Origin of the sequence: Sphingopyxis granuli NBRC 100800 (genome assembly GCF_001591045.1) — a bacterium.
Taxonomy (GTDB): domain Bacteria; phylum Pseudomonadota; class Alphaproteobacteria; order Sphingomonadales; family Sphingomonadaceae; genus Sphingopyxis; species Sphingopyxis granuli.
The window spans coordinates 1-19854 of the sequence record NZ_BCUA01000047.1; the positions used below are offsets into that span (position 1 = coordinate 1).

The window sequence follows — 19854 nt, forward strand, 5'->3', positions numbered from 1 at the left end:
CGGCGCCGAGCCGCTCGGCGACGAACACCGCTTCGGCGGCGGGCCGCGTGCGGCTGACGAGCATCCGCGGCGGCGTGTTGGCGGGGATCGGGGCGATGGGAGTGCCCGACGTCAGCGTCACCCCCTGCCCCGGCAAGGCGACCGCGCCGACGCTCGCCACGCCGTCGATCGCGAGCGCGACATGCACTGCCCAATCGCGGCGCCCCTCGCCATATTCGCGCGTGCCGTCGAGCGGATCGACGATCCAGACGCGGCGGTGCGCGAGGCGCGCGGCGTCGTCCTTCTCTTCTTCGGACAGCAGTGCATCGTCGGGGCGCGCGGCCCGCAGTTCGCGGCACAGCAGCGCATTGGCGCGCGCATCGCCCTCCGTGCCGAGCGCCTTGCCTTCGAGGCCACTATCGGCGCGCAGTTCGTCGAGCAGGCGCCCCGCCGCCGTCGCGAGCCGTTCGGCCAGCTGCTCGTCGCTTTCGGGCGCGCTCATCCCAGCAGCCGCTCGACGATCAGTTCGGCGGCCTGCTCGGGCGTCATATCGGTGGTATCGATGCGGATTTCGGGGTTCTCCGGAACCTCATAGGGGCTGTCGATGCCGGTGAAATTCTTGAGCTGCCCGGCGCGCGCCTTCTTGTAGAGGCCCTTGACGTCGCGCCTCTCGGCCTCGGCGAGCGGGGTGTCGATGAAGATCTCGATGAACTCGCCCTCGGGCAGCATCGCGCGCACCATCTCGCGCTCGGCGCGGAAGGGCGAGATGAAGGCGGTGATGACGATCAGCCCGGCATCGGTCATCAGCTTCGCGACCTCGCCGACGCGGCGGATATTCTCGATCCGGTCGGCCTCGGTGAAGCCGAGGTCCTTGTTTAGCCCGTGACGGACATTGTCGCCGTCGAGCAGGAAGCTGTGGCGGTTCATCCGGTGCAGCTTCTTTTCGACCAGATTGGCGATCGTCGACTTGCCCGACCCCGACAGGCCGGTGAACCACAGCAGCGCGGGCCGCTGATTCTTGAGGTCGGCGCGCATCTCGCGATCGATGTCGGTCGCCTGCCAGTGGACGTTCTGCGCGCGGCGCAGGCTGAAATGCAGCATCCCCGCCGCGACCGTCGCATTGGTCAGCTTGTCGATCAGGATGAAGCCGCCGAGCGCGGGATTGTCGGCATAGGCCTCGAACACGATCGGCCTGTCGGTCGACACTTCGACGACGCCGATGCCGTTCAACTCCAGCGTCTTGGCCGCGAGGCGGTCGAGCGTGTTGACGTTGATCTCGTACTTCGGCGCCTGCACGGTCGCCGACACGCTCTGCGTCGCGAGCTTGAGCCAATAGGCGCGGCCGGGAATCATCGCCTCGTCAGCCATCCAGACGAGCGTCGCCTCGAACTGGTCGGCGGCTTCAGGCGGCGCGTCGGCGGCAGCGATCACGTCGCCGCGCGAACAGTCGATCTCGTCGGCGAGCGTCAGCGTGACCGACTGGCCCGCGACGGCTTCGGAAAGGTCGCCGTCCATCGTGACGATGCGACTGACCGTCGTGGTCTTGCCGCCTGGCAGGATGCGGATCGCGTCGTCCGGCGCGACGCGGCCGCTGGCGACCTGTCCCGAAAAGCCGCGGAAATCGAGATTGGGGCGGTTCACCCATTGCACCGGCATGCGAAACGGCTTCGCCTCGTCGGCGGCGCCGCCGACATCGACGCTCTCCAGATGCTCGATCAGCGCCGGCCCTTTGAACCACGGCGTATTCGGCGACAGCGCGGTGATATTGTCGCCCTTGAACCCCGAGATCGGAATGGCGGTGAAATTCGTGATCCCGATCTCGCTCGCGAAGGCGCGATAGGCGAGCGCGATGCGGTCGAACACCGCCTTGTCGTAGCCGACGAGGTCCATCTTGTTCACCGCGAGCACGATGTGCCGGATGCCGAGCAGGTGCGCGAGGAAGCTGTGCCGCCGCGTCTGGGTGAGCACCCCCTTGCGCGCGTCGATCAGGATGACGGCGAGGTCGGCGGTCGAGGCGCCCGTCACCATGTTGCGCGTATATTGTTCGTGCCCCGGCGTGTCGGCGACGATGAACTTGCGCTTTTCGGTGGTGAAGAAGCGATAGGCGACGTCGATCGTGATCCCCTGCTCGCGCTCGGCGGCGAGGCCGTCGACGAGCAGCGCGAAGTCGATCTCCTGCCCCTGCGTGCCGACGCGCCTGCTGTCGGCTTCCAGCGCGGCAAGCTGATCCTCGAAGATCATCTTGCTGTCGTAGAGCAGCCGCCCGATCAGCGTCGACTTGCCGTCGTCGACCGATCCGCAGGTGATGAAGCGCAGCAGCGACTTGCGCTCGTGCTGCGCGAGATAGGCGTCGATATCCTCGGCGATGAGGGCGTCAGTGACGTAGATGGGGTCGGTCATTGCGCGAATCCCCGAACACAATAGTCCGTTTGCCCTGAGCTTGTCGAAGGGCCGTTCTTTTCTGTTGTCGTCGAAAGAAAGGACGGGGCTTCGACAAGCTCAGCCCGAACGGACGGAGGGAAATAATGAAAGGGCAGCATCAGAAATACCCCTCCTGCTTCTTCTTCTCCATCGACGCGTCGCCGCCGTCCTTGTCGATGATGCGGCCCTGCCGTTCGCTGGTGGTGGTCAGCAGCATTTCCTGGATCACCGCGGACAGCGTCGCCGCCTCGCTTTCGACCGCGCCGGTCAGCGGATAGCAGCCGAGGGTGCGGAAGCGCACCGAGCGTTCCACCGGCACCTCGCCGTCGCGCAGCGGGAAGCGGTCGTCGTCGACCATCAGCAACAGGCCGTCGCGCTCGACCGTCGGGCGCGGCGCGGCGAAATAGAGCGGCACGATCGGGATATTCTCACGCGCGATATATTGCCAGATGTCGAGCTCGGTCCAGTTCGAGATCGGGAAGACGCGGATGCTTTCGCCTTTCGCCTTGCGGGCGTTGTAGAGGTTCCACAGCTCGGGTCGCTGCTGCTTCGGGTCCCAGCCATGGCTTGCGGTGCGGAAAGAGAAGATGCGCTCCTTCGCCCGGCTCTTTTCCTCGTCGCGCCGCGCGCCGCCGAACGCGACGTCGAAGCCGTGGAGGTCGAGCGCCTGCTTCAGTCCCTCGGTCTTCCACATATCGGTGTGGAGGGGGCCATGGTCGAACGGGTTGATCCCGCGCGCCTTCGCCTCCGGGTTCTGATAGACGATCAGTTCCATCCCACTCTCGGCCGCCATGCGGTCGCGCAGCTCGTACATCGCGCGGAACTTCCACGTCGTGTCGACATGCATCAGCGGGAAAGGCGGCGGCGAGGGATAAAAGGCCTTGCGCGCCAGATGCAGCATCACCGCGCTGTCCTTGCCCACCGAATAGAGCATCACCGGCCTGGCGGCGTCCGCCATTACCTCGCGCAGGATATGGATGCTCTCGGCCTCCAGCCGGTCCAGATGGGTCAGCGTATCGATCATCCCCCGCCCTTGCCGTCCCGTATCGCGCCGGGCAAGCTGTATGCCCTTTTCCCGGTGCAAGCCAGACTTGTGCGGCTTGGTCCTGACCCTAACCATCGACTTTCGCCGCGCGCCAGTCGGTCGCCGCGCGCTCGATCGCGGGCAGCGCGTGCGCGAGCCGCGGCGCGACATCGGCCTGCGCGCGCCACGCCGGATGGATCAGCAGGCCAAGCTCGCGGCGCAGGTCATAGCCGCCGACCCGCAACGGCACGATGCCCTCGATCGCCAGCGATACCGGCGCGGTGGTGATGCCCACCCCCGCCGCGACCATGCGCAGGCAGCGCTCGTCGCTGTCGCTGCGCAGCGCGAAGCGCGGGCGAACACGGTGGCGCGTGAAGAAGCGACTGGTCGCGTCAAGCAATTCGCAGGCGCGGCGCGCGATCATCGTCTCGGGCGCCAGTTCCTCGGGCCCGACCTCCCCGCGCCCGGCCAGCACATGGTCGGCGGCGACGAACATCACCAGCGGTTCGTCATAGAGCGGGACGACATGCGGCCCGCGCTCGCCGGGGCGCAGCGGGACGAGCGCGATATGCAACCGCCCGCCGTGGACGCCGGCGCGCAGGTCCGACTCGCCATTCTCGACGATCTCGATCGCGAAGTCGCGTGCGAGCAGCGCCGCGACGGCCTGCAGAAACTCGCCGGGCACCGACCGGATCGTGCCGAGTTTCAACGCCGGCCGGTCGCTTTCCTCGGCGCGGCCAAAGGTGTCGGCGGTGCGAAAGCCGCGTTCGAGGTCGCGCGCGATCGGCAGGAACCGGCCGCCCGCCTCGGTCAGGCGGATCTGGCGGCGGTTGCGGATGAACAAAGGCGCGCCGACGAGCCGTTCGAGGTCGGCGATGCCGGTCGACAGCGCGGGCTGGGTCACGCGGATATGCTGCGCGGCGCGCGTGAAGCTGCCCGCATCGACGACGGCGAGGAACTGGCGGATATGCGCGCGCTTTATCATAAATCTTTCTTATGCTGAAACGCATGAAGTTTCAATTTTCATATGCTGCGGCTTTGCGGCAGACTTCGCAGCGACCACGTTCGTGCGGGCAGTTCGCGCGGGCGGGGGCATTGTCCCGCTCCCGATCGAAGGAACCCTGATGCGCGCCACCCCCGATTTCGATTTCGCGCTCGGCGAGACCGCCGACATGATCCAGGGCACCACCGCCCGCTTCGCCGACGAGGTGATCGCGCCGCTGGCCGACCGCGCCGACCGCGAGGACTGGTTCCCGCGCGCTGAACTGTGGCCCGCGATGGGCGATCTCGGCCTGCACGGCATCACCGTCGAAGAGGAATGGGGCGGGCTCGGGCTCGGCTATCTGGAGCATGTGATCGCGGTCGAGGAAGTGTCGCGGGCGTCGGGCGCCATCGGCCTGTCCTATGGCGCGCACTCGAACCTGTGCGTCAACCAGATCCGCCGCTGGGGCAATGAAGCGCAGAAGCGCAAATATCTGCCGAAGCTGATTTCGGGCGAGCATGTCGGCAGCCTCGCCATGTCGGAAGCCGGCGCGGGCAGCGACGTCGTGTCGATGAAGCTGAAGGCCGAGAAGAAAGGCGACCGCTTCATTCTCAATGGCACGAAATACTGGATCACCAACGCGACCCATGCCGACACGTTGGTCGTTTACGCGAAGACCAGCCCCGAGGCGGGATCGCGCGGCATCACGGCCTTCCTGATCGAAAAGGACATGCCGGGCTTCGCCATCGGGCAGAAGATCGACAAGGTCGGCATGCGCGGCTCCCCCACCGCCGAACTCGTCTTCACCGATTGCGAGGTGAGCGAGGAACAGGTCATGGGGCCGGAGAATGGCGGCGTCGGCGTGCTGATGTCGGGGCTCGACTACGAACGCGTCGTGCTCGCCGGGCTCCAGCTCGGCATCATGCAGGCGTGCCTCGACACGGTCATCCCCTATGTCCGCGAGCGCCGGCAGTTCGGCAAGCCGATCGGTTCGTTCCAGCTGATGCAGGCGAAGGTCGCCGACATGTATGTCGCGCTCCAGTCGGCGCGCTCCTATGTCTACAACGTCGCCAAGGCCTGCGATGCCGGGCAGACGACGCGCTTCGACGCGGCGGGCGCGATCCTGCTCGCGAGCGAGAGCGCGGTGAAGGTCGCGGGCGAGGCGATCCAGGCGCTCGGCGGTGCGGGCTACACCAAGGACTGGCCGGTCGAGCGCTATTGGCGCGACGCCAAGCTGCTCGACATCGGCGCGGGCACCAACGAGATACGGCGCATGCTGATCGGCCGCGAACTGATCGGCGCCGGGGCGTGAGCCTGCTCTGGCTGTCGGCAGCGCTGATGGCGGCCACGGCCTTCGTCCACGGCGTCCTCGGCGAGCGGCGGCTGATCGGGCCGCTGATGACGCTCGATCAGGGCGTGATGGGCGTCGATCTGGCGCGCCGCGTCTTTCGCCTCGCCTGGCATGCGCTGTCGCTGCTGATGTTGGTATCAGCGGCGGCGGTGATCTGGCCGGGAACGCCGCGCGGGCTGATCCTGCTGATCGGCGCGGCGTGGACCGCGACCGGGCTGTTCGATGCCATCTATACGCGCGGGCGGCACATCGGCTGGCCTTTCCTCACCGCATCGGGCGCGCTCGCGCTGCTGGGGGCGGCATGAGCGAGACGATGCTCGACGCGCTACAATATTATGGCGCCGCCGCGGCGACGATCGCGGCGCTGCTCGTCTCGCTCAACCTCGGCGAGCGGTGGAACGGCTGGGCGTTCGTCATCTTCGTGACCAGCAGCCTCGCGCTGATCGCGTGGGGCTTCCTGCAATCCGACAGCGAAGGCATCGGATGGCAGAATGTCGCGCTGCTCTGTATCAACTGCGTCGGCGTCTATCGTCACCTGATCCGCAGGAAGCCGGTTGGCAAACATGCCTCAAATGATTGACGTCATTGCGAGGAGCGGAGCGACGCAATCCAAGGCGATTACCGCACGCTCTACACCGAGCCTTAAATCTACACCGCTTGCCCTGAGCTTGTCGAAGGGCCGCTCTTTTCTTTGGCGCCGCAAAAGAAGGGCGGTGCTTCGACAAGCTCAGCACGAACGGACGATGGAGTGTCTCAGATTTAACGCACCCCGCTCTGGGTTGCCGCGTCGCTTCGCTCCCCGCAATGACGGAGCTGAATCACCCCCACACGCGCACGCGCTTGTCGGGCGCGAGGTAGAGGGCATCGCCCTCCTTGACGTCGAACGCCTTGTACCATGCGTCGAGGTTGCGGACGGTCAGCGCGCGATACATGCCCGGCGCGTGGCCGTCGGTGGCGACGCGCTGGCGCAGCGCCTCGTCGCGCATCTTGGTCGCCCAGGTCTGCGCATAGGCGATGAAGAAGCGCTGGTCGCCGGTGAAGCCGTCGATCACCGGCGCGTCCTTGCCGTTCAGCGACGCATGATAGGCGTCATAGGCGGCCTGGAGCCCCGCGACGTCCGCGATATTCTCCCCCAGCGTCAGCTTGCCGTTCACCGCGAGGTCGGGAAATGGCTTGTAGGTGTCGAACTGCGCCGCGAGCGCCGCGCCCGCTTCCTCGAACTTCCTGAGGTCGGCGGCCGTCCACCAATTGCGCAGCGCGCCGGTCGAATCGAACGCCGCGCCGTTGTTGTCGAAGCTGTGGCTGATCTCGTGCCCGATCACGGCACCGATCGCCCCGTAATTATAGGCGGGATCGGCAGCCGCGTTGAAGAAGGGCGGCTGCAGGATCGCGGCGGGGAAGTTCAGCGCATTCTGCACCGGCAGGTTGACCGCGTTGACCGTCTGCGGCGTCATCCACCATTCGGCCTTGTCCATCGGCTTGCCGATCTTGGCGAGCTGGTGGACATATTCGGCCTTTTCGCCAGCGATCTCGTTCGCATAGGCGTTGTCGGCGCTGATCGTGTAGCTGCCGTAATCGCGCCACGTCTCGGGATAGCCGACGCCGACGACGATCGTCTCGACCTTCTTGATCGCTTCCTTCTTGGTCTCGGGGGCCATCCAGTCGATCGCGCCGACGCGCTTCGCGAACGCCGCCTTGATCCCCTTCACCATGTCGCCGACCTCGGCCTTCGCCGACGCCGGGAAATATTTCTCGGCATAGACGCGGCCGACCGCGTCGCCGAGATATGTGTTCAGCGCGTCGAGCGCGCGCTTGTCGCGGCTGCGCTGCTGCGGCGTGCCGAAAAGCGCCGTCCCGTAGAAAGCGAAATGCGCCGTGTCGATCGCGCTCGGCAGCACCTCGGCGTGGCTGTTGATCTGGTGGAACGCCAGCCAGTCCTTCCACGCATCGAGCGGCTCCGACGCCACGAGCGCCGACAGGCCGGTGATCGCCTTCGCATGATAGGCGCCGAACTTCACCGCCTTGTCGAGACCCGCCGCCGCGAAATAAGCGTCCCAATCGATGCCCGGCGCCTTCTTCGCGAAGTCGGCCCGCGTCCACACGTCGGCGGATCTGGTGAAATCCTCGCTGGCCTCGCGCGTCGCATGGGCGCGCGCGATCTTGACCTCCAGGTCGTAGACGCGCTTCGCCTTCGCCGCGGCGTCCGGCTGCCCCGCCGCGGTCAGCAGCCTGGCGATATAGGCCTGATATTGCGTGCGCAGCGCGGCCATCTTCGGATCGGCCGACAGATAATATTCGCGCTCGGGCAGCCCGAGCCCGCCCTGCAATATATAGGGAATGACGTCGCCGGGGGTCGCGAGGCCCTGCGTCACGAAGATACCGAACAGGTTTTCGGTGTTGAAGTCGGTCGCGTTGAGCGGATCGACGTCGGCGCGCGTCTGTCCGCCCAGCACCTTCGCCAGCGCCGCCTTGTCGCCGATCGCCGCGAAGCGCGCGAGGTCGGTCTCGACCGGCTTCATCCCCGCGGCGTCGATCGCGTCGGTGCTGACATAGGCCTTGTAGAAAGCGGCGATGCGGCCGGCGTCGCTGTCCGCGTCGCCGCCCCGCTTGACGGTCGCGTCGACCAGTTCGCGCGTGCGCTTCTCGGTTTCGAGGAAAGCCGTATAGAAGGCGCCGGTCGACGAGCGGTCGGCGGGAATCTCGGTGGTCTTCTGCCAGTTGCCGTTCGCATAGGCATAGAAATCGTCACCGGGCTTGACGCTCGTGTCCATCGCCGCCTTGCTGATGCCCAGCTCGGTGCCGACGGTGTAGCTCGCCTCCTGCCTGTCGCCGCCCTTCGAGCAGGCGACGGGCCCCGCGACGATCGCGGCGGTGGACAGGAGAAGGGCGAAGACGGTTTTTCTCATGGAAGCGGCCTTGCTTGTTGGGGGTCGGTCGAGAGGCATAAGCCTGCGGCCATCCGGTTTCAATGCCAACCAAATTCGGCCTGCGGTCCTTCCCAACCGACGAACGGCGGGATAGGCCGACACACCTGCAAAGGAGAGAGACGAAGGTGAGCGCACCGGTTCTGGGAACGATGGTCGATGCGGACGGCGATGCATTTCGCGCCAATGCCGCGCACAACCGCGCCTTGCGCGACGCGCTTCGGGCGCGCGTCGCCGCGGCGGCACGGGGCGGGAGCGAGAAGGCGCGCGAGCGCCACGCGAGGCGCGGCAAGCTGCTGCCGCGCGAACGCGTCGAGCGGCTGCTCGATCCGGGCTCGCCCTTTCTCGAGATCGGCCAGCTTGCCGCGTGCGACATGTATGGCGGCGATATCGCGGGCGCCGGGATGCTCGCTGGGATCGGCCGCGTCGCGGGACGGCAGGCGATGATCGTCTGCAACGACGCGACGGTGAAGGGTGGCACATACTACCCGATGACGGTCAAGAAGCATCTGCGCGCGCAGGAGATCGCCGAGGCGAACCGTCTGCCGTGCATCTACCTCGTCGACAGCGGCGGCGCGAACCTGCCGCATCAGGCCGAGGTGTTTCCCGATCGCGACCATTTCGGCCGCATCTTCTTCAACCAGGCGACCATGTCGGCGAAGCGCATCCCGCAGGTCGCCTGCGTGATGGGAAGCTGCACCGCGGGCGGCGCCTATGTCCCCGCGATGAGCGACGAGACGGTGATCGTCCGGGAGCAGGGCACGATCTTTCTCGCCGGCCCGCCGCTGGTGAAGGCCGCAACGGGCGAAGAGATCAGCGCCGAGGAACTGGGCGGCGGCGACCTGCACGCGCGCAAATCGGGCGTCGTCGACCATCTCGCCGAAAATGACGAACATGCGCTGACGATCGTGCGCGATATCGTCTCGACCTTCGGCGTCGAGCAAGGCTTCGAAGTGGCGATGAAGGACCCGCGCCCGCCAAAATACGACGCCAAGGACCTGTACGGCATCATCCCGCAGGACGTGCGCGCGCCCTATGACGTGCACGAGGTGATCGCGCGCATCGTCGACGGCAGCGAGTTCCACGAATTCAAGGCCACCTATGGCACGACGCTCGTCTGCGGCTTCGCGCATATCTGGGGCATTCCGGTCGCAATCCTCGCCAACAACGGCGTGCTGTTCAGCGAGAGCGCGGTGAAGGGCGCGCATTTCATCGAACTGGCGCAGCAGCGCCGCATCCCCCTGCTCTTCCTCCAGAACATCAGCGGCTTCATGGTCGGCGGCAAATATGAGGCCGAGGGGATCGCCAAGCACGGCGCGAAGCTGGTGACCGCGGTCGCGACCGCGACGGTGCCGAAGATCACCGTGCTGATCGGCGGCAGCTTCGGCGCGGGCAATTACGGCATGTGCGGGCGCGCCTATTCGCCGCGCTTCCTGTTCACCTGGCCCAATGCGCGGATCAGCGTGATGGGCGGCGAGCAGGCGGCGAGCGTGCTGGCGACCGTCCACCGCGACGCCGACACATGGACGCCGGAAGAAGCCGAAGCCTTCAAGGCGCCGATCCGCCAGACCTACGAGGACGAGGGGAATCCCTATTATGCGACCGCGCGATTGTGGGACGACGGCATCATCGACCCCGCCCAGACGCGCGACGTGCTGGGACTGGCTTTTGCGGCGACGCTGAACGCCCCGGTCGAGGACCGCGGGTTCGGCGTGTTCAGGATGTGATGATGGCGGCGCCACATGATCCTCCCCGGAACGGGGAGGTGGCACCGCGCAGCGGTGACGGAGGGGTCGGAGCCTCGCCGTCTGGCGCGCGGGCATGACCGATAGCGCCCGGCCCCTCCACCATCCTGCGGATGGTCCCCCGCCCCGTTCCGGGGAGGATTCGGGGCGGGTGCGGCATCGGACGCTGGGTGCGCCCGACGGGACGGTGAAGCGCGCTCGCGAGCTTCGGCGCGAGATGACGCTCCCGGAACTCCTGCTGTGGCGAGAGTTGCGCGGCAAGAAGGCCGGGCTGAAATTCCGGCGCCAGTTTCCGGTGCTGGATTATGTCGCAGACTTTGCTTGCGTGGAGATTCGCTTGCTGATCGAAATCGACGGGATCGCGCATGATATGGGGGATCGACCTGAACGCGATCAGCGGCGGGATCGGATTTTGGGCGAAAAAGGATGGAGAATCGTGCGGATCATGGCGGGTGATATTTTGAAGGACGCAAAGGACGTGGCGCAATCCATCGCGGTCCTGGCCGAGAGCCAGCGGCCCCTCCACCATCCTGCGGATGGTCCCCCTCCCCTTACCGGGGAGGATCGGCCGTGATCCAGTCCCTCCTCATCGCCAATCGCGGCGAGATCGCCTGCCGTATCATCCGCACCGCGCGCGAGATGGGCATCCGGACCGTTGCGGTCTATTCGGATGCCGACGCCAAGGCGCTGCATGTGCGCGAGGCCGACGAGGCCGTGCATATCGGGCCATCGCCGGCGCGCGAATCCTATCTGGTCGGCGAAAAGATCATCGCCGCCGCGAAGGCGACGGGGGCCGAGGCGATCCATCCGGGATACGGGTTCCTGTCCGAGAATGCCGAGTTCGCGCAGGCGGTCATCGACGCCGGGCTTGTGTGGGTCGGGCCGAAGCCGTCGTCGATCACCGCGATGGGACTGAAGGACGCCGCCAAGGCGTTGATGGCCGATGCCGGGGTGCCGGTGACGCCGGGCTATATGGGCGCGAACCAGGACCCCGCCTTTCTCGCCCAACAGGCAGCCGAGATCGGCTATCCCGTCCTCATCAAGGCGGTTGCGGGCGGCGGCGGCAAGGGAATGCGCAAGGTGGACTGCGCGGCGGACTTCGCCGACGCGCTCGCCTCGTGCCAGCGCGAAGCGGCGGCGTCGTTCGGCAACGCCCATGTGCTGATCGAGAAATATATCCTGACCCCGCGCCATATCGAGGTGCAGGTGTTTGGCGACGCGCACGGCAATGTCGTCCACCTGTTCGAGCGCGACTGCTCGCTCCAGCGCCGCCACCAGAAGGTGATCGAGGAAGCCCCTGCCCCCGGCATGGACGACGCAACCCGGCAGCAGCTTTGCGCCGCCGCCGTGCGCGCGGCCAAGGCTGTCGATTATGTCGGCGCGGGCACGATCGAGTTCATCGCCGATGCGTCGGAAGGCCTGCGCGCCGACCGCATCTGGTTCATGGAAATGAACACGCGCTTGCAGGTCGAGCATCCGGTGACCGAGGAAATCACCGGCGTCGACCTCGTCGAATGGCAGCTTCGCGTCGCGAGCGGCGAGCCACTGCCGCTGACGCAAGACGATCTCGCGATCGAGGGCTGGGCGATGGAGGCGCGCCTCTATGCCGAGGACCCGGCGAAGGGCTTCCTTCCTTCGACCGGCCCGCTCGAACTGTTTCAACTGCCCGACCATATCGGCCGGGTCGATACCGGCGTCTATGAAGGCGCGGAGGTTTCGCCCTTCTACGACCCGATGATCGCCAAGCTGATCGCGCACGGCGAGGGCCGCGAAGCGGCGCGCGAGACGCTGTCGGAGATGCTGGAGGACAGCGCGGTCTGGCCGGTCAGGACCAACGCGGCCTTCCTGATCCGCGCGCTCGATCATCCCGATTTCGTCGCGGGGGCGGTCGACACCGGGCTGATCGGCCGCGACGGCGAAGCGATGGCGGCCGCGCCGGAGCCCTCCGCCGCGGCGTTGACCAATGCCGCGATGGCGATGGTGCCGCGTTCGTTGCAGGCAGGCTTCCGCCTCAACGCCCCCGACGTGCGTAGTGCGCCCTTCCTGCTCGACGGGAAGCGGGTTGACGTGGCGCTCCACGGACCCGGCACCGACGAACCCGCACCCGCGATGCTCGTCGCCGAAGCGGGGGCCGTATGGCAACTCACCCCGTGGCGCGTCGAGGGGGGCGCGGGCGGCGCGGCAAGCGATGGCGCGATCCTGTCGCCGATGCCCGGCAAGATCATCGCGGTCGCCGTCGCCGCCGGCGAGCCGGTGACGAAGGGACAGAAACTGCTGACGCTGGAGGCCATGAAGATGGAACACAGCCTGATCGCGCCTTTCGATGGCGTGGTCGCCGAACTCAACGCCACGCCGGGGGCGCAGGTGCAGGTCGAGGCGCTGCTCGCGCGGATCGAGCCGGCCGGATGAGCGATCTGGTCCTGCGCGATGCGACGACGGCGGACCTGCCCGCGATCCTGGCGATGCTTGCAGAGGAAACGATCCCGGCGAACCGCGAAGCCGACCCGACGGACCCGCGCTACCTGGCCGCGTTCGAGGCGATCGAGGCCGACCCGAACCAGCGGCTGATCGCGGCCGAGCTGGACGACCGCGTCGTCGGAACGATGCAACTGAGCTTCCTGCCGGGGCTTTCCTTCATCGGAAGCTGGCGCGGACTGATCGAGGCGGTGCGCATCGTCGCCGACCTGCGCGGGCAAAGGCTGGGCGAGCAGATGATCCTGTGGGCGGTGGACCAATGCCGCGCGCGCGATTGCAAGCTCGTCCAGCTCACTTCGTCTGCTACACGCACCGCCGCGCACCGCTTCTACGCCCGCCTTGGCTTCGTGCAGAGCCACGTCGGCATGAAATTGCACTTGAGGGACTGACAATGGCAGGACGATTTTTCGACGAATGGAGCATCGGCGACACGCTGTCGCACGATATCCGCCGCACGGTGACCGAAACCGACAATCTGCTGTTCACGACGATGACGCATAATCCGCAGCCGCTGCATCTCGATATCGAGGCGGCGAAGGCGTCGGAATTCGGGCGGATCCTCGTCAACGGCACCTTCACCTTCAGCCTGATGGTCGGCCTGTCGGTCGGCGACACGACGCTCGGCACGCTGGTCGCCAACCTCGGCTACGACAAGCTGGTGATGCCGAAACCGGTGTTCCTCGGCGACACGCTGCGCGCGACGAGCGAGGTGATCGGCCTGCGGGAGTCCCAATCGCGGCCGAATGCGGGTATCGTCACCTTCCTCCACCGCTGCCTCAACCAGCGCGACGAGATCGTCTGCCAGTGCGAACGGTCGGCGCTGATCAAAAGGAAAGGCCCCTGATGCGTCTTCGTTCGCTCCTCTTCGTTCCCGGTGACAGGCCCGAACGCTTCGCCAAGGCGGCGGCGTCGGGGGCCGATGCGATCATCCTCGACCTCGAGGATTCGGTGTCGCCCGCGAACAAGGAGGCCGCGCGCGCCGCGGTGGCCGATTATCTGGCGGGAGAGCGCGAGGTCATCACGCTCGTCCGCGTCAATCCGCTCGACGGGCACATGACCGCCGCCGACGTCGCCGCGATCGCGGCGGCGCGGCCCGATGCGATCATGCTGCCCAAGGCGGAAGGCGCACCGGCGATCGCGCAGCTCGACACGATCCTGCGCAGCGAAAGTCCGGCCGGCACCTCGCTGCCGCCGATCCTGCCGATCGCGACCGAAACGCCTGCCGCCATCTTCACGCTCGGCAGCTATCGCGAGGTCGGCGCACGGCTGATCGGCCTGACCTGGGGCGCCGAGGACCTGCCCGCCGCGATCGGCGCGGCGACCAGCCGCGAAGCCGACGGCGACTATACCGACCCCTATCGCGTCGCGCGCGTGCTGACCCTGTTCGCGGCGCACGGCGCCGGGGTCGCGGCGATCGATACGGTGTTTCCCGCGATCGACGACGCGGACGGGCTGGCGGCCTATGCGGCGCGGGCGCGCCGCGATGGTTTCACCGGCATGATGGCGATCCACCCGGCGCAGGTGGCGCCGATCAACGCCGCCTTCACCCCTTCCGCCGACGAAGTCGCGCGCGCGCAGGCGATCGTCGATGCCTTCGCGGCCAATCCCGGCGCGGGCGTGCTGCAACTGGACGGCAAGATGGTCGACGCGCCGCACCTGAAACAGGCGCGGCATATCCTGTCGCTGGCCGACTGACCCACGGCTTTCCTTCATCGCGAAGCGAGGGGGCAGGAACCGCGGCTATCCTAACCTTCGTCCTGCTGAACCTGTTTCGGCATCCATGGCCCGCGCTCTCGCCCGTCGCCCCTTTTGCACAGGTGCCGTTCCCCGGCGAAAGCCGGGGTCCATATGGCATGGCGCTGCTCCGCGTGGGCCCCGGCTTTCGCCGGGGAACAAGCCCTTCCGTGAAAGGGAGCACCTCTGTCTGAAGGATATGTACGCCAAACAAGTTCAGGGTGACAAAAGGTCAGAAGCGTGCCGACCGAGGGGGAGGTTGCTTCGTCGCCACGCTCCTCGCGATGACGATCGTCTATTTGAACGGCCGGTGGCGCTTCATCCACGCCTTGCCGCGGTGCCAGCTTTTGCGGAGGCCGCGCTCGGTCAGGCTTTCGAACATGGCGTCGGGGCTCGTCGGGTCGAGCAATTCGTTCTCGGCGATATATTCGTCGAGCGGGCCGGGCGCGATCAGGTCGAGCCATTCGAGCGAGCGGCCGTCGCCGCGCAGCGCCTCGACGGTCTCGATCAACGATCCGGTGCGGTCGAAGGCGCGCGCGACGTCGTCGCGTTCGACGCCCAGATGCTCGGCGATCAGCGATTCGCGCAGGCGCCGGATCGTCGGCCCGACGTCGCGATTGGCGGGTAGCGCGGCGTCGATCGTCACGTCGCATTCGCTGTCGAGCCCCATCGAGCGATTGTTGAGGTTGGCCGATCCGACACGGATCAGCCGGTCGTCGACGATCGCGGTCTTGGCATGGACATAGATGGGATCGCCGCCCACGGTATGCGGAACATAGATGCGCAGCCGGTCGCCGTGCTTCGCCTTGGCGATCTCGCGCACCAGCTTCGCGCGCGCGGCGTCCATCGCCATCTGTTCGAGCCAGCCGTCGGCCTGTTTCGGCATCACCAGCACGAATTCGGGCGGGTCGTCCTCGTTCAACCGTTCGGCGATTGCGGCGGCGATCTTGCCGCAGGTGAAATATTGATTCTCGAAATAGATGAAGCGCTTCGCACCCGCGATGAGGTCGAGATAGAGCTGCTCGATCTCGCGTATCTCGGGATAGCCGTCATATTCGGCGCGGGTGCGCGAGATGGCGACATCGACGTCGCGGAAATCGGGTTCCAGCCCCTCGGGCCACGGCTCGCCCGCGCCGCTCAGGTCGCGCAGCGGCTTGTTCGTCGCGCGCTGCCAGCGTTCGTTGCCGAGTTCGGCCAGCGCCTCGCCGACGGGACCGGCGAGGATCATCGTCGAATCGTGCCAGGGCATATAGGGCTTGCCGTCGGGGGTCGTGCGGTGCGGGTCGGCGTCGGCGTGCGCACGCGTGTCCCAGCGCCGCGCGCCGACATCGATGCCGCCGCACACCGCGAGATGATCGTCGAACACCGCGACTTTCTGATGATGGCTGCATCCCACGGGATGCGCGCTGTCGAGCCGGAAGCTGATCGATCGCGTGACCTTCCAGCGCAATATCATCGTGACGATGCTCGGCATCGCGAGTTGCTTAAGGCCGCCGAAATTCCAGCGTAATATGTCGATGTCGCGGTCGGGGCAGTTTTTCGCCAGCCGCAGCATGTAATGGCCGAGCGCCTCACCGCTGCCGTCGTCATCGGGGGTCAGCGCGATCCGCGGGTCGAAATCCCAGCCGATCAGCAGGATGCGCTCCTTCGCATCGGCCATCAGCCGCGCGAGCAAAGCGTAATAATCGGCGGCATCGACGATCATCCGCGCCCTGCGCGCCCGCGCGATGCGCCAGCAATTGCGCCCCTCGGCGACGATCGGGGTCAGGTCGGCCGCGCTCATCGCCATCGCCACGCACGACGGCGGCAATGGTTGCGCGCGCCCATCGTCAGACCCCGACGAACTGCTCCGGCGTCAGCGCCATCATCGCTTCGCTGCCCGCCTCGATCTTGCGGCGCAGCGCCCCCGCGTCGGGGATGAAGCGTTCGCCGAAATGGCGCGCCGTGACCAGCTTGGCTTCGAGGAAGGCGGCATCGCCGCGGCCTTCGTCCAGCGCCTTCTGCGCCGCCTCGGCGATGCGCAGCCACATCAGCCCCAGCGCGACGATCCCCATGATGTGCATATAATGATGCGCGCCCGCGCCGACATTGTTCGGATTGGCCATGCCGTTCTGCATGAACCACATCGTCGCGGCCTTGAGTTCGCCGTTCGCCTTCTCGAGGCGCCCGGCGAGGTCGGCAAAGGCGGGCTTATCTTTCGCAGCGGCACATTCGGCGTCGACGATGGCGAAGAAAGCCTGGATGGCGCGCCCGCCGTTCTGCGCGAGCTTGCGGCCGACGAGGTCCATCGCCTGCACCCCGTTGGCGCCTTCGTAGATCATCGTGATGCGGGCATCGCGGACATATTGGGACATGCCCTGTTCCTCGATATAGCCGTGCCCGCCGAACACCTGCTGCGCGTTGACCGCGACGTCGAATCCCTTGTCGGTGCCATAGCCCTTGATCACCGGGGTCAGCAGGCTGATCAGGTCGTCGGCCTGCTGGCGCTCCTCCTCGCTCTCGGCGGCGTGCGACAGGTCGACCTGCAGGGCGCCCCACAGGCAGAGCGCGCGCAGACCCTCGACCACTGCCTTGCCGTCCATCAGCATGCGGCGCACGTCGGGATGGACGAACAGCGGATCGGCCTTTTCCTGCGGGTCCTGCGGGCCGGTGAGCGCGCGGCCCTGGCGCCGGTCCTGCGCATATTGCACGGCGTTCTGGAACGCGATGTCGGCCTGCCCCAGCCCCTGGATGCCGACGCCGAGGCGCGCCGCGTTCATCATCACGAACATCGCGGCGAGCCCCTTGTTCTCCTCGCCGACCATCCAGCCCTTCGCGCCGTCGTAGTTCATCACGCAGGTCGCGTTGGCGTGGATGCCCATCTTGTGTTCGATCGACCCGCACGACAGCGTGTTGCGCTCGCCCAGCGCGCCGTCCTCATTGACGAGGAACTTGGGCACGATGAACAGCGAGATGCCCTTGACGCTGTCGGGCGCGTCGGGGGTCTTGGCGAGGACGAGGTGGACGATATTGTCGGTCAGGTCGTGCTCGCCCGACGAGATGAAGATCTTGGTCCCGGTGATGCCGTAGCTGCCGTCGCCGTTCGGCACCGCACGGGTCCGGATCAGGCCGAGGTCGGTGCCGCAATGCGGCTCGGTCAGGTTCATGGTCCCGCCCCACTCGCCCGAAATCATCTTCGGGACATAGACGGCCTTCTGCTCGTCCGATCCCTTGACGAGGATCGCCGCGACCGCCGCCTGCGTCAGCCCCGGATACATGGCGAAGGCCTGGTTCGCCGCCATGCGATATTCTTCGACCGGAAAGCCGACGACGTGGGGAAGCCCCTGCCCGCCGAATTCCTCCGGCTGGGTCAGCAGCGTCCAGCCGGCCTCGCAATAGGCCTTGTACGCGTCCTTGAACCCTTCTGGCGTCGTCACGCTGCCATCCTCGTGACGCGTGCAGCCCTGCTGGTCACCCGAATAGTTGATCGGGAAAAGCACCTCCTCGCAGAATCGCCCCGCCTCGGTCAGCACCGCTTCGACCATGTCGGGGGTCGCGTTGGCGAAACCGGGAAGCCCGGCATAGCGTTCGATGCCGAGCACCTCATTCAACAGGAACAGCGAATCCTTCACGGGGGCGCGATAGACGGGCATGGGTCATCTTTCCGAAAGTCAGGTTGGCAACAATGTCCGTCCCGGGGAGGGTTTCAGTCGGCCTTTTCGCCTTGATCGACCTTTTTCACCGTATCGATGAAGCGCGTCAACTCCTCGACCGCGCTGTCGATATCGTCACGCTGACGGCGCAACAGCGAGATACGCTCCTGGCATTTCTCGATCGTCACCTGCCGCTGCAGCCTGCGGCCGTCGCCGACATCGTAGAGGTCGATCATCTCGCGGATGTCGGCGAGGCTGAAGCCGGTGCGCTTGGCGCGCAAGATCCACGCCAGCCGCGCGCGGTCGCGCTTCGAATAGATGCGCGACAATCCCTTGCGCGACGGACTGATGAGTCCTTCGTCCTCGTAAAAGCGCAGCGCGCGCGCGGTCACGCCGAATTCGGTGGAAAGATCGGTAATGCTATATTGCTCACGCCCCAGATGATCGGGCGTGTCGATATGGGCGTGGCCGTATTCTTCGGTCATGCGGGCAAGACTAGTTTCCGTTGACGTGAACGTCAAGGGCGGCAGGTCGGGTGGAAAGCCCGCGAGTCAGCGATCGCACGGCCGGAACCTGTTGCCGTCTTTTCCGGCGATCTGCAAGCGTCTCGCATCCTCTTCCGACCAGCTCGCGCGCGGGAGGCGGAGGCCGGCGAGCGACGCGCGCTCGGGGCAGAGGTTGGCGCATTGCGGCGGCAGGCGTCCGGGAAGGGCAAGCTCGTCGTCCTCCTCGCGCACCGCCACGTCGCATCCCGGCGTCCCGGCGAACGACAGGCGCCACCGCCCCTCGCCTTCCGCCGCGCGTACGAGCGTTCCCTTCGTCGTGCAGGAAAGGCCCGGACCGAAGGCGGCGGTCAGCGCAAACCGCCACCGCCCCGGTCCGTCGGGCACCACGCACATCGCGTCGCGGCCCAGATCGTGGGCGCGCTCGAACACGCCGGCGGGCTCGCCCGCCTCGGCCCGGACGATACCGCGTTCGCGCGCCGCCCGTTCGAGCGGGTTGCGCGTGTCGATCGCGCCCTCCCCGTCCCCCGGCGGCGGCGAGCCGCATCCGGCAAGCAACGCCAGCGCGCCGAACAGCAGGCCGTCAGCCCTGCGCATCGTCATCCAGAAAGGTCAGGCCGCCGTCGACCTCGACCCGGCGATAGAAGCACGACCGGCGCCCGGTGTGGCACGCGGGTCCCGCCGGACGCACGCGAAGCAGCAGCGCGTCCTGATCGCAATCGACACGCATCTCGACGACGGTCAGCCCGTTGCCCGAGGTTTCGCCCTTGCGCCAGAGCGCCTGCCGCGACCGCGACCAGAAATGCGCCTGTCCGGTCGCGCGCGTCCGCGCGATCGCTTCCTCGTTCATATGCGCGACCATCAGCAGGGTCGAACGATCGGCATCGACGACGATCGCGGTCAGGAGGCCTGCGGCGTCGAAGCGCGGCAGGAAACGGTCGGTTGCATCGCGGGACGGGTCCATGAAACGGCGCTTTAGAGCAGGATCGGCGGGGCTGTCACCCCACCGCGGCACGTCCGGGCGACCGGAAGGCGAAATGAGGGGGCGACATTTGCCATTGCCGCTCCTATATGCGCGGCAGTC

The 19854-nt window shown here is 66.9% G+C and carries 19 protein-coding genes; 9 read left to right on the plus strand and 10 right to left on the minus strand.

Annotation, left to right across the window (positions count from 1 at the left end):
• From SGR02S_RS11930 to SGR02S_RS11945, 4 genes are all read right to left on the minus strand, one after another.
• Positions 1-481 (minus strand): inositol monophosphatase family protein (locus SGR02S_RS11930; RefSeq protein WP_276525663.1); only part of this gene is annotated, 481 nt, incomplete at its 3' end.
• A complete protein-coding gene (gene cysN, locus SGR02S_RS11935; protein ID WP_067109879.1) occupies positions 478-2379 on the minus strand; it encodes a sulfate adenylyltransferase subunit CysN in 1902 nt (633 codons plus the stop codon). The genes SGR02S_RS11930 and cysN, both read right to left, overlap by 4 nt.
• Positions 2380-2518: 139 nt before the next feature.
• On the minus strand, positions 2519-3424 hold the full coding sequence (cysD, locus tag SGR02S_RS11940; protein ID WP_067109884.1) for a sulfate adenylyltransferase subunit CysD: 906 nt from the start codon (positions 3422-3424) through the stop codon (positions 2519-2521).
• Between the two features lie 88 nt (positions 3425-3512).
• On the minus strand, positions 3513-4409 hold the full coding sequence (locus tag SGR02S_RS11945; protein ID WP_067109887.1) for a LysR family transcriptional regulator: 897 nt from the start codon (positions 4407-4409) through the stop codon (positions 3513-3515).
• Between the two features lie 139 nt (positions 4410-4548).
• Between SGR02S_RS11945 and SGR02S_RS11950 the strand changes: the two genes are divergently transcribed.
• Genes SGR02S_RS11950 through SGR02S_RS11960 form a run of 3 tightly spaced genes read left to right on the plus strand, consistent with a single transcriptional unit; the run spans position 4549 to position 6337 of the window.
• Positions 4549-5718, plus strand: a complete 1170-nt coding sequence (locus SGR02S_RS11950; protein ID WP_067109891.1) for an isovaleryl-CoA dehydrogenase — start codon at positions 4549-4551, stop codon at positions 5716-5718.
• Positions 5715-6062 carry a hypothetical protein gene (locus SGR02S_RS11955; protein ID WP_255211463.1) on the plus strand — a complete coding sequence of 116 codons (348 nt, stop codon included), beginning with the start codon at positions 5715-5717 and terminating at the stop codon, positions 6060-6062. Before SGR02S_RS11950 ends, SGR02S_RS11955 begins: the two co-directional genes overlap by 4 nt.
• On the plus strand, positions 6059-6337 hold the full coding sequence (locus SGR02S_RS11960; protein ID WP_067109894.1) for a hypothetical protein: 279 nt from the start codon (positions 6059-6061) through the stop codon (positions 6335-6337). The genes SGR02S_RS11955 and SGR02S_RS11960 overlap by 4 nt, the downstream gene beginning before the upstream one ends.
• A gap of 238 nt (positions 6338-6575) precedes the next feature.
• Here SGR02S_RS11960 and SGR02S_RS11965 read toward each other — a convergent pair whose 3' ends face one another.
• Positions 6576-8663, minus strand: a complete 2088-nt coding sequence (locus SGR02S_RS11965) for a M13 family metallopeptidase (RefSeq protein ID WP_067109897.1) — start codon at positions 8661-8663, stop codon at positions 6576-6578.
• 146 nt (positions 8664-8809) lie between these two features.
• On the opposite strand from SGR02S_RS11965, the gene SGR02S_RS11970 reads away from it, so the two are divergent.
• The 6 genes from SGR02S_RS11970 (at position 8810) to SGR02S_RS11995 (ending at position 14596) form a co-directional block, all read left to right on the plus strand.
• Positions 8810-10408, plus strand: a complete 1599-nt coding sequence (locus SGR02S_RS11970) for a carboxyl transferase domain-containing protein (RefSeq protein ID WP_067109902.1) — start codon at positions 8810-8812, stop codon at positions 10406-10408.
• A 94-nt stretch (positions 10409-10502) separates the two neighbouring features.
• A complete protein-coding gene (locus SGR02S_RS11975) occupies positions 10503-11000 on the plus strand; it encodes an endonuclease domain-containing protein (RefSeq protein ID WP_082797112.1) in 498 nt (165 codons plus the stop codon).
• On the plus strand, positions 10997-12835 hold the full coding sequence (locus SGR02S_RS11980; protein ID WP_067109905.1) for an acetyl/propionyl/methylcrotonyl-CoA carboxylase subunit alpha: 1839 nt from the start codon (positions 10997-10999) through the stop codon (positions 12833-12835). Before SGR02S_RS11975 ends, SGR02S_RS11980 begins: the two co-directional genes overlap by 4 nt.
• A complete protein-coding gene (locus SGR02S_RS11985) occupies positions 12832-13290 on the plus strand; it encodes a GNAT family N-acetyltransferase (protein WP_067109908.1) in 459 nt (152 codons plus the stop codon). Before SGR02S_RS11980 ends, SGR02S_RS11985 begins: the two co-directional genes overlap by 4 nt.
• 2 nt (positions 13291-13292) lie before the next feature.
• On the plus strand, positions 13293-13745 hold the full coding sequence (locus tag SGR02S_RS11990; protein WP_067109911.1) for a MaoC family dehydratase: 453 nt from the start codon (positions 13293-13295) through the stop codon (positions 13743-13745).
• Positions 13745-14596 (plus strand): HpcH/HpaI aldolase/citrate lyase family protein, encoded by an 852-nt coding sequence (locus SGR02S_RS11995; RefSeq protein ID WP_067109916.1) that lies wholly within the window; start codon positions 13745-13747, stop codon positions 14594-14596. The genes SGR02S_RS11990 and SGR02S_RS11995 overlap by 1 nt, the downstream gene beginning before the upstream one ends.
• 334 nt (positions 14597-14930) lie before the next feature.
• On the opposite strand, the gene SGR02S_RS12000 is transcribed toward SGR02S_RS11995, so the two are convergent.
• The 5 genes from SGR02S_RS12000 to hisI form a co-directional block, all read right to left on the minus strand.
• Positions 14931-16424 (minus strand): phospholipase D-like domain-containing protein, encoded by a 1494-nt coding sequence (locus SGR02S_RS12000; protein WP_255211464.1) that lies wholly within the window; start codon positions 16422-16424, stop codon positions 14931-14933.
• Positions 16425-16464: 40 nt separating this feature from the next.
• Positions 16465-18267: an acyl-CoA dehydrogenase C-terminal domain-containing protein gene (locus SGR02S_RS12005; protein ID WP_067109920.1), complete on the minus strand. Its 1803-nt coding sequence runs from the start codon at positions 18265-18267 to the stop codon at positions 16465-16467.
• 53 nt (positions 18268-18320) lie between these two features.
• Entirely contained in the window at positions 18321-18752 is a 432-nt protein-coding gene (locus SGR02S_RS12010) for a MerR family transcriptional regulator (RefSeq protein WP_067109923.1), read from the minus strand.
• Between the two features lie 66 nt (positions 18753-18818).
• Positions 18819-19373 carry a hypothetical protein gene (locus SGR02S_RS12015; RefSeq protein WP_067109926.1) on the minus strand — a complete coding sequence of 185 codons (555 nt, stop codon included), beginning with the start codon at positions 19371-19373 and terminating at the stop codon, positions 18819-18821.
• Positions 19354-19734, minus strand: a complete 381-nt coding sequence (gene hisI, locus SGR02S_RS12020; RefSeq protein WP_067109928.1) for a phosphoribosyl-AMP cyclohydrolase — start codon at positions 19732-19734, stop codon at positions 19354-19356. Before hisI ends, SGR02S_RS12015 begins: the two co-directional genes overlap by 20 nt.
• Between the last annotated feature and the right edge of the window lie 120 nt (positions 19735-19854).

Bases quoted from the DNA above. Each gene is read 5' to 3' on its own strand.
- cysN (WP_067109879.1), bottom strand. From the start codon at position 2,379: ATGACCGACCCCATCTACGTCACTGACGCCCTCATCGCCGAGGATATC.
- cysD (WP_067109884.1), bottom strand. From the start codon at position 3,424: ATGATCGATACGCTGACCCATCTGGACCGGCTGGAGGCCGAGAGCATC.
- SGR02S_RS11945 (WP_067109887.1), bottom strand. From the start codon at position 4,409: ATGATAAAGCGCGCGCATATCCGCCAGTTCCTCGCCGTCGTCGATGCG.
- SGR02S_RS11950 (WP_067109891.1), top strand. From the start codon at position 4,549: ATGCGCGCCACCCCCGATTTCGATTTCGCGCTCGGCGAGACCGCCGAC.
- SGR02S_RS11960 (WP_067109894.1), top strand. From the start codon at position 6,059: ATGAGCGAGACGATGCTCGACGCGCTACAATATTATGGCGCCGCCGCG.
- SGR02S_RS11965 (WP_067109897.1), bottom strand. From the start codon at position 8,663: ATGAGAAAAACCGTCTTCGCCCTTCTCCTGTCCACCGCCGCGATCGTC.
- SGR02S_RS11975 (WP_082797112.1), top strand. From the start codon at position 10,503: ATGACCGATAGCGCCCGGCCCCTCCACCATCCTGCGGATGGTCCCCCG.
- SGR02S_RS11985 (WP_067109908.1), top strand. From the start codon at position 12,832: ATGAGCGATCTGGTCCTGCGCGATGCGACGACGGCGGACCTGCCCGCG.
- SGR02S_RS11990 (WP_067109911.1), top strand. From the start codon at position 13,293: ATGGCAGGACGATTTTTCGACGAATGGAGCATCGGCGACACGCTGTCG.
- SGR02S_RS11995 (WP_067109916.1), top strand. From the start codon at position 13,745: ATGCGTCTTCGTTCGCTCCTCTTCGTTCCCGGTGACAGGCCCGAACGC.
- SGR02S_RS12000 (WP_255211464.1), bottom strand. From the start codon at position 16,424: ATGGCGATGAGCGCGGCCGACCTGACCCCGATCGTCGCCGAGGGGCGC.
- SGR02S_RS12005 (WP_067109920.1), bottom strand. From the start codon at position 18,267: ATGCCCGTCTATCGCGCCCCCGTGAAGGATTCGCTGTTCCTGTTGAAT.
- SGR02S_RS12010 (WP_067109923.1), bottom strand. From the start codon at position 18,752: ATGACCGAAGAATACGGCCACGCCCATATCGACACGCCCGATCATCTG.
- SGR02S_RS12015 (WP_067109926.1), bottom strand. From the start codon at position 19,373: ATGACGATGCGCAGGGCTGACGGCCTGCTGTTCGGCGCGCTGGCGTTG.
- hisI (WP_067109928.1), bottom strand. From the start codon at position 19,734: ATGGACCCGTCCCGCGATGCAACCGACCGTTTCCTGCCGCGCTTCGAC.